Genomic DNA, 8,001 nt, shown 5'->3' with positions numbered 1-8,001 from the left:
GAGATGATCGAGGTGACCTCGCCGGCGTAGTTCTCGGCCACGTACGCGGCGGTGCGGGTCGTGTAGTCGTCGAGCCGCGCCCGGACCTTCTCGTCCCCCACCAGCATCTCGGACAGGCGGCGCAGCAGGTCGTCGATCTTGACCCGGAGGGTCGACGACGAGTCCTCGGTCGCCTCGACGATCATCCGCTTGGCCGCCGCCCACGCCGACCCGGCGGCCCGCCTGACCTCCCCCCGGCTCATGACCTCGCGCTTGAACACCTCGAGCTTGGCCATGGTCGAGGGGTCGTGCTGGAGGTCGCGGGCGAAGTCCTCGGCGAACCCGATCAGGGCCAGCCGGACGGCGTGCTGCTTGTCCACCTTGATCTGCCAGGTCCACTCGCGCAGCTCCCGGTAGGCGCGGTCGGACAGGAGTTCGTTGACGAACTGCGGCGCCCAGGTGGGGGCCTTCTCGCGGACCCAGCGGTCGATGGTGACCGGGTTGGCCTCGACCCACTCGTGCGCCCGGTCGGCCATGAGGTCCAGCAGCGGCAGGTGCCGCCCCTCGTCGAGGAGTTCCGCGAGGATCCGACCGGCCGGGGGCCCCCACTCGGGCTCGGCGATCCGCGCGACGATCGTGCGCTCGATGATCGCCACGGCGTCCTCGTCGCGCAGCACCGCGAGCACGGACCGGATGGCCTTGGCCGCCTGGTCGGACGCCAGCTCGCGGTGCCCGGGATCCTGCAGCCACTGCCCGGCCCGCTCGGGGATGCGCGCGCTCCGGACCTTCTCGCTCACCATCGCGGGATCGAGGAAGTTCTCGCCCACGAACCCGCCCAGCGAGGTCCCCAGCTGGTCCTTCTTCTTCCGGATGAGGGCGGTGTGCGGGATCGGGATCCCCAGGGGGTGACGGAACAGCGCGGTGACCGCAAACCAGTCGGCCAGTCCGCCGACCATCCCGGCCTCCGAGGCCGCGCGGACGTACCCCGCCCACGCCCCGGCACCGTTGTTCAGCGAGTACTCGGCGAACAGGTAGACTAGGCCGGCCACGACGAGAAAGCCCGTCGCGACCATCTTCATCCGCCGGAGGGCGGACCTGCGCTCCGCGTCGGTGTCCGGGTCCCCCGCCTTGAGCGCGGGACCGCCCGCCGCGGCGACCGGGTCGAGCGTCAGTGTGCGTCCTCGCGGCCGTGCCGACGGAACCCGGCCATGCACAGTCCGAGCCCCACCAGGAAGACCACGACGTTGGCCACGATGGCGGCCACGGTCAGTCCGAGCGAGACGCCCATGCCGTCCATGTAGTAGCCGAGCGCGGTGATGGGCAGGCCCAGCATGCTCATGCTCAGCAGGAGGACGGCGGACCCGATGTAGACCAGATCCGAGTACAGCGGGTACACCGGCGACTCCGTGGTCGCGTACTCCGGGTAGTACTCCTCGACGATGGCGGCACCAGTGTGCGCGAGGGTCTGACCGGCCATGATGTCGTCCTCTTTCGTCTACTACCGATCCCGCGCCGCAGGGCCCGGGACTTGAATACCCCTGATCCTATTAGAACCTCACCCGTCCCGGGCAACCGACCGGCGGATTCGTCGGGCCGCGGTGACGAGATTGCGCAGCGCCGGCTCCAACTGCCAGGTGTAGCGGGTCTTGAGCCCGCCGTCCGGCACCGCCCAGAGCCTGTCGACCCCCACCGCGGCCACCCCCTTGAGCAGGCGCTCGTGCAGGAGATCGATGTCCGGCACGAATCCCGACCTCGACTCGTAGACGCCCGGGGCCACCTGCCGGGTGAGCGTGTTGTCGGTGAGCGCGTCCAGGACCCAGTCGATCGACCGCGTGGCGACGATCGCCGTGACGTCCGCGTCGAGCCCCTCGATCGCCTCCCTCATCTCCCGCAGGGACGAGTAGCTCAGGTGGGTGTGGATCTGGGTGTCCGGCCGGGCCCCGGCAGAGGCGAGCCGGAACGTGGCCACCGCCCACTCGAGGTAGGCCGTGCGGTCGGCGCCGCGCCGGGGCAGCAGTTCCCGGAGGGCGGGCTCGTCGATCTGGACGATCGCCAGCCCCGCCGCCTCCAGGTCCGCCACCTCGTCCCGGATCACCAGCGCGAGCTGCGTGGCCACCTCGGGGAGCGAGAGGTCCGTGCGGCAGAAGGACCGGGCCAGCATGGTCACCGGGCCCGTCACCATCCCCTTGACCGGCCGGTCGGTGAGCGTCTGCGCGTACCCCGTCCACTCCACCGTCATGGGCGCGGGCCGCGCCACGTCCCCGTGGAGGATCGGGGGCCGCACGCAGCGGGAACCGTAGGACTGCACCCACCCGTGGCGGGTGGCGGCGAACCCGTCCAGCAGTTCCGCGAAGTACTGGACCATGTCGTTGCGCTCGACCTCGCCGTGCACCAGCACGTCCAGGCCGATGTCCTCCTGCAGGCGGATCACCGAGGCGATCTCCGCCCGCAGGTACTCGCAGTAGCGCTCGTAGTCGATCCTGCCCTCGGCCAGGTCACGGCGAGCGCGCCGGATCTGCACCGTCTGCGGGAACGAGCCGAGGGTCGCGGTGGGCAGCGTCGGGAGGCCGAGCCTGTCGGCCTGCAGGGCGGCCCGCTCGGGGTAGGGGAGGCGGACCCTGTCGTCGTCGTGGACCCCCGCGGTCCTGGCGCGCACGTCGTCCCGGCGCGCGGCGGGCGGCACCGGCACCGGCCGCCAGTCCGGCGGCGGACCGTCGACCAGCGCCACGGCCAGCGACGCCACCTCCGACACCTTCTGCCGGGCGAACGCCAGCGTGCCGGCGAGCCCGGCGGGCAGGGCCGTCTCCGCCAGGACGTCGTAGGGGACGTGGAGCAGCGTGCACGAGGTCGAGACCACCAGGTCGCCGAACACGGTCTTGAGCTCGCGCAGGTAGTCGAGCGTGGCGAACGGGTCCGTGCGCCACACGTTCTGGCCGTCCACCACGCCGGCGTAGAGGCGCTTACCGGTCAGGCCCGGGACCGCGGCGAGGTCGGCTACGATCCGCCGCCCGTGCACCAGGTCCAGCCCGATCGCCTCGATGCCCGTCGCCGCGAGCGCCGGAAGGGCGCCGGCCAGGTCCCCGTACTCCCCCGTCACCAGGATCCGGGGCCTGTCGCGCACCGCGGAGAGCCTGTCGTAGGCGTGGCGGAGCCGGTCGATCTCCCCGGGCGAGCGCTCCATGGTCATGCACGGCTCGTCGAACTGCACGCACGTCACGCCCGCGTCCGCGAGCACCCCGAGCAGCGCCTCGTACTGGTCCAGCAGTCGGTCGAGCAGCGCGATCGGGCGGAAGCCGGGCTCGGCGGTGGGGGCGGCCTTGGCGAGCAGCAGCAGCGACAGCGGGCCGGTGAGGACGGGCCGGAGCTCGAACCCCAGCTCCCGGCCCCGCGCGATCTCGGCCAGCAACTCCCCCGGCTGCAGCCCCAGCGTGGAGGTGGCCTCGAACTCGGGCTGCCGGTAGTGGTACGAGGTCCCCTGGAGGGCGACCAGCTCCAGCGGCGACACGTCCGCCCGGCCGCGGGCCAGCGCGAACTGCGTCTCTAGCGGGCCCAGCCCCTCGACCAGCTCCCGGAACCGGTGCGGGACCGCGCCCATCAGCAGGGCGTCGTCCAGGACGTGGTCGTAGAAGGAGAAGGTGTTGCCCGGGATCTGCGTGAGCCCCCCGGCGCGGAGCTCGTGCCAGGTCGACTCCCGAATCCGGCGGCCGGTGGCCAGGAGCTCGGACCGGGTGCCGTCGCCGTGCCAGTACCGCTCCAGCGCGCGCTTGAGCTCGCGGCGCGGGCCGATCCGCGGATACCCCAGGACGCTGGAGGCGCGGGCGGGGTCGAGGTGCGCCGCGTCGGCGGCGGGGCGGGGGCGCGTCGCCGTGGCGCCGGGGGCCGGCGGCGGGAACGACGACGACGACGACACGGTCTCAGCGCGACGCGTGCGCGGGGGCCCGGGTCGCGTCGTAGCGGTGGAAACCGTGGCCCGTCTTCTTGCCCAGCCGGCCCGCCTCGACCATGCGCCTGAGGAGCGGGGGCGGGGCGTACAGCGGCTCCCGGAACTCGGTGTACATCGAGTCGGCGATCGCCATGACGGTGTCCAGCCCCACGAGGTCGGCCAGGGCCAGCGGACCCATCGGGTGGGCGCAGCCGAGCACCATGGCCTTGTCGATGTCCTCCGGGGTGGCGAATCCGGACTCGGCCATCCGGACGGCCGAGAGCAGGTACGGCACGAGGAGGGCGTTGACCACCGCGCCCGCGCGGTCCGCGGAGTGGACGACCTGCTTGCCCAGGACCTGCTCGGCAAACCTCTCGGCGCGCTCCCGGATGCCCGCGCCGGTCTCCAGCGTGCTCACCAGCTCGACCAGGGGGAGCACGGGGACGGGGTTGAAGAAATGCATGCCGATCACGCGCTCCGGCCGCGCGGTGCACGTGCCGAGCTTCATGATCGGGATGGAGGAGGTGTTGGAGGCCAGGACGGCGTCGGGGTCGGTGACCACCTCGTCGAGTTCGCGGAACACGGCCGTCTTGGCCGCCTCGTCCTCGACGATCGCCTCGACCACCAGCTGGCGGTCGGCGAAGTCCCCGAGGTCGGTGGTGAACCGCAGGCGGAGCGACGCCTGCTCGCGTTCGCGACCGGTGATCTTGCCGGAGGAGACCCCCCGGTCGAGCGAGCCGAGGATGCGGGCGCGGCCGGCGGCGGCGAGCTCCCGGGTGGATTCCCACACCAGGACGTCCACGTGGGCGCGCGCACACACCTCGGCGATCCCGGACCCCATCTGGCCGGCGCCCACCACCCCGACGCGAGTGATCCGCCCCGGGTCCCGGGCTGCCTCGCGGGTGGTGGGCATGTGCGACACGTCCTTCGGGGCCGGATGGGGTTCGGGCCGGGCGCGGGGCCCGGGGGGCGCCAGAGACGACCGGGGGCCGGGCCGCCTCCAAGAAGACGGCCGCGGCCCCCGGTGTGCTCACGCCACGGTGCCGGTCGGCCTACGCGCAGGCCGACCAGGGGATCAGTGGAACTGACCCTCTTCGGTGGAGCCCTTCAGCGCCGCGGTGGACGTGTTGGGGTCGACCGTGGTGGCGATGCGGTCGAAGTAGCCGGCGCCGACCTCGCGCTGGTGCTTGACGGCGGTGAAGCCACGCTCCTCGGCGGCCTTGAACTCGCGCTCCTGCAGCTCCACGAACGCCGACATCTGGTTGCGGGCGTAGCCGTAGGCCAGGTCGAACATGCCGTAGTTGAGGGAGTGGAAGCCGGCCAGGGTGATGAACTGGAACTTGAAGCCCATCGCGCCGAGCTCCTTCTGGAACTTGGCGATCGTCGCGTCGTCCAGGTTCGCCTTCCAGTTGAAGGAGGGCGAGCAGTTGTAGGCCAGGAGCTGGTCCGGGAACTCGGACTTGACCGACTCGGCGAACTTCTTGGCGTACTCGAGATCCGGGGTGCCGGTCTCCATCCAGATGAGGTCGGCGTACGGGGCGTAGGCCTTGGCGCGCTCGATGCAGGGCTCGATGCCGTTGCGGACGTTGTAGAAGCCCTCAGCGGTGCGCTCACCGGTGATGAACGGGCGGTCGCGCTCGTCGACATCGGAGGTGATGAGCGTGGCGGCCTCGGCGTCGGTGCGCGCGATGATGACCGACGGGACGTTCGCGACGTCGGAGGCGAGACGGGCCGAGGTCAGGGTGCGGATGTGCTGGCTGGTCGGGATGAGCACCTTGCCACCGAGGTGGCCGCACTTCTTCTCCGACGCGAGCTGGTCCTCCCAGTGCACACCGGCGGCGCCGGCGGCGATCATGGCCTTCTGCAGCTCGTACGCGTTGAGGGCGCCACCGAAACCGGCCTCGGCGTCCGCGACGATCGGGGCGAGCCAGTTCTCGACCGAGGTGTCACCCTCGATGCGGGCGATCTCGTCGGCACGCAGCAGGGCGTTGTTGATGCGGCGAACGACGGTCGGGACCGAGTTGGCCGGGTACAGCGACTGGTCCGGGTAGGTGTGGCCCGAGAGGTTGGCGTCGCCGGCGACCTGCCAGCCGGAGAGGTACACGGCCTCGAGGCCGGCACGGATCTGCTGCACGGCCTGGTTGCCGGTGAGCGCGCCGAGCGAGTTGACGAAGTCCTTGTTGTTGACCTTGTCCCAGAGGATCTCCGCGCCGCGACGGGCGAGGGTGTGCTCCTCGACGACGGTGCCCTGCAGCTCCGCGACCTGCTCGGCCGTGTAGTTGCGGGTGATGCCCTTCCAGCGGGGGTTGGTGTCCCAGTCCTGCTGGATCTCTGCAGCGGTACGTGCCTTGCCGACGTTCGACATCGCGTCTCTTTTCTGTCTCGGGAACGGTGCCGACTTCGCACAATTGCGAGCGCGGCATCCTGTACTTCCCAAGACTGCCACACGCACCGCACCGCGTCTACCTGCGGGTAGTGCGAATATGGCGAGTTTCCTTGCCTTGCTTGCAAACTTTGCGAAGAATGTGGGGCGGACCACCAACCGGAGGGGAAAGCTGATGACGGCCTCACAAATGGGTGCGCGACTGCGTCGGCTGCGCGAGGAGAAGGGCCTGACCCAGGCCGCCTTCGCGCAGTCGCTCGGCTTGTCGTCGTCGTATCTCAACCAACTCGAACGCGACACCCGCCCGGTGACCTCCCGTGTCCTCACCACACTCTCGGAGGTCTACGGCGTCGACTCCACCTTCTTCGCCTCGGACTCCGACACCCGCCTCATCGCCGAGCTGAGCGAGGCGCTGTCCGACCCGCAGGTGTCCGGGGGGATCCCCGCCTCGGACGTGGTCGACCTGGTCCGCGCGCACCCCTCGCTCGCGCGGGCCTTTGCCGTCCTCCACCAGCGGTACCGCAACTCCGCCGACCTGCTGGCCGCGCTCACCGAGAGCCGCAACGCGCTGTCCGCCGAGGTGGACCGTTCCGCCCTCGCCATGCCGCACGAGGAGGTGCGCGACTACTTCTACCAGCGCCAGAACTACATCGATTCCCTCGACGTGGCCGCCGAGGAACTCACCACGCGCATCCGCATGAACCGCGGTGACGTCCGGGCCGAGCTCGAGAACCGCCTCGCCGAGACCCACGGGGTCCGCGTGGTGCGCCGGGTGGACCTGCCCGACGGGCTGTGGCACCGCTACTCGGCCCGGGACCGTCGGCTCGACCTGTCGGCGCACCTCACCAGCGGCCAGCAGGCCTTCCGGGTGGCCTCGGAGCTGGCCTTCCTCGAGCACCGGGCCCTGCTCGACGAGCTCGTGGCCGACGGCGCCTTCAGCTCCCCCGCCGCCCTCACCCTGGCGCAGCGCGGCCTGGCCAACTACTTCGCGGCCGCCGTCCTCATGCCCTACCAGCGCTTCCTCGACACCGCGGAGGACTTCCGGTACGACGTCGAGCGGCTCATGACGTTCCACGCGACCGGGTACGAGACCGTGTGCCACCGCCTGTCCACGCTGCAGCGGCCGGGTGCCTCGGGGGTGCCGTTCAGCTTCGTCCGCGTGGACCGGGCCGGGAACATGTCCAAACGCCAGTCGGCGTCCGGCTTCCACTTCACCACCTCGGGCGGCACCTGCCCGCTGTGGAACATCTACGAGACCTTCTCCTTCCCGGGGAAGATCATGCGTCAGGTCGCGGAGATGCCCGACGGGCACCGGCACCTGTGGGTCTCGCGCACCGTCACCACCCGGCCCATGCGGTTCGGCCAGCCCCGCAAGACGTTCGCGATCGGCCTGGGCTGCGACGCCCGCCACGCCCACCGCACCGTCTACGCCCAGGGGCTGGACCTTGACGACTCGGACGCCGCCACCAAGATCGGCTCGGGCTGCCGGATGTGCGAGCGCCCGGCCTGCCCGCAGCGGGCCTTCCCGCCGCTGCACCGGGCGCTCAAGGTGGACGCCCACCGCTCGGCCCTGTCGCCGTACCTCCTCGACGGACCCGGCTCCCCCTCGGGCGCCGCTGCCCTACCCTGACGGCCATGAGCCAGCCGCACAGCAGTGCCAGCGATCCCGCCGGTGCCACCGACATCTCCGCCGCCGGCGCCACCGACGGCGCCACCG

6 protein-coding genes are annotated in these 8,001 nt (G+C 71.4%); 1 reads left to right on the top strand and 5 read right to left on the bottom strand.

The annotated features are described in order from the left end of the window. The 5 genes from B4M60_RS02175 to aceA form a co-directional block, all read right to left on the bottom strand. The coding region (locus B4M60_RS02175) for a DUF445 domain-containing protein (RefSeq protein WP_291079852.1) at positions 1 to 1,058 on the bottom strand (1,058 nt) is incomplete at its 3' end. Positions 1,059 to 1,147: 89 nt separating this feature from the next. Beyond that, a complete protein-coding gene (locus B4M60_RS02170) occupies positions 1,148 to 1,456 on the bottom strand; it encodes a hypothetical protein (protein ID WP_291079850.1) in 309 nt (102 codons plus the stop codon). Between the two features lie 78 nt (positions 1,457 to 1,534). Then, complete coding sequence (gene metE / locus B4M60_RS02165; RefSeq protein WP_291079854.1) at positions 1,535 to 3,781, bottom strand: 5-methyltetrahydropteroyltriglutamate--homocysteine S-methyltransferase; 2,247 nt, start codon at positions 3,779 to 3,781, stop codon at positions 1,535 to 1,537. Positions 3,782 to 3,893: 112 nt separating this feature from the next. Continuing rightward, positions 3,894 to 4,814, bottom strand: coding sequence for a 3-hydroxybutyryl-CoA dehydrogenase (locus tag B4M60_RS02160; protein WP_291079848.1), 921 nt, complete (start codon positions 4,812 to 4,814; stop codon positions 3,894 to 3,896). Positions 4,815 to 4,976: 162 nt separating this feature from the next. Beyond that, the gene (gene aceA / locus B4M60_RS02155; RefSeq protein WP_291079846.1) at positions 4,977 to 6,266 is read right to left on the bottom strand and encodes an isocitrate lyase; all 1,290 of its coding nucleotides are present in this window, start codon (positions 6,264 to 6,266) and stop codon (positions 4,977 to 4,979) included. Positions 6,267 to 6,459: 193 nt separating this feature from the next. Between aceA and ramB the strand changes: the two genes are divergently transcribed. After that, a complete protein-coding gene (gene ramB, locus B4M60_RS02150) occupies positions 6,460 to 7,914 on the top strand; it encodes an acetate metabolism transcriptional regulator RamB (protein WP_291079844.1) in 1,455 nt (484 codons plus the stop codon). Positions 7,915 to 8,001: the final 87 nt, after the last annotated feature.

Source organism: Dietzia sp. UBA5065 (assembly GCA_002415925.1).
Taxonomy (GTDB): Bacteria; Actinomycetota; Actinomycetes; order Mycobacteriales; family Mycobacteriaceae; genus Dietzia.
Note: the sequence above shows the minus strand (reverse complement) of the source record. Positions and strands in the feature narration are given on the sequence as shown.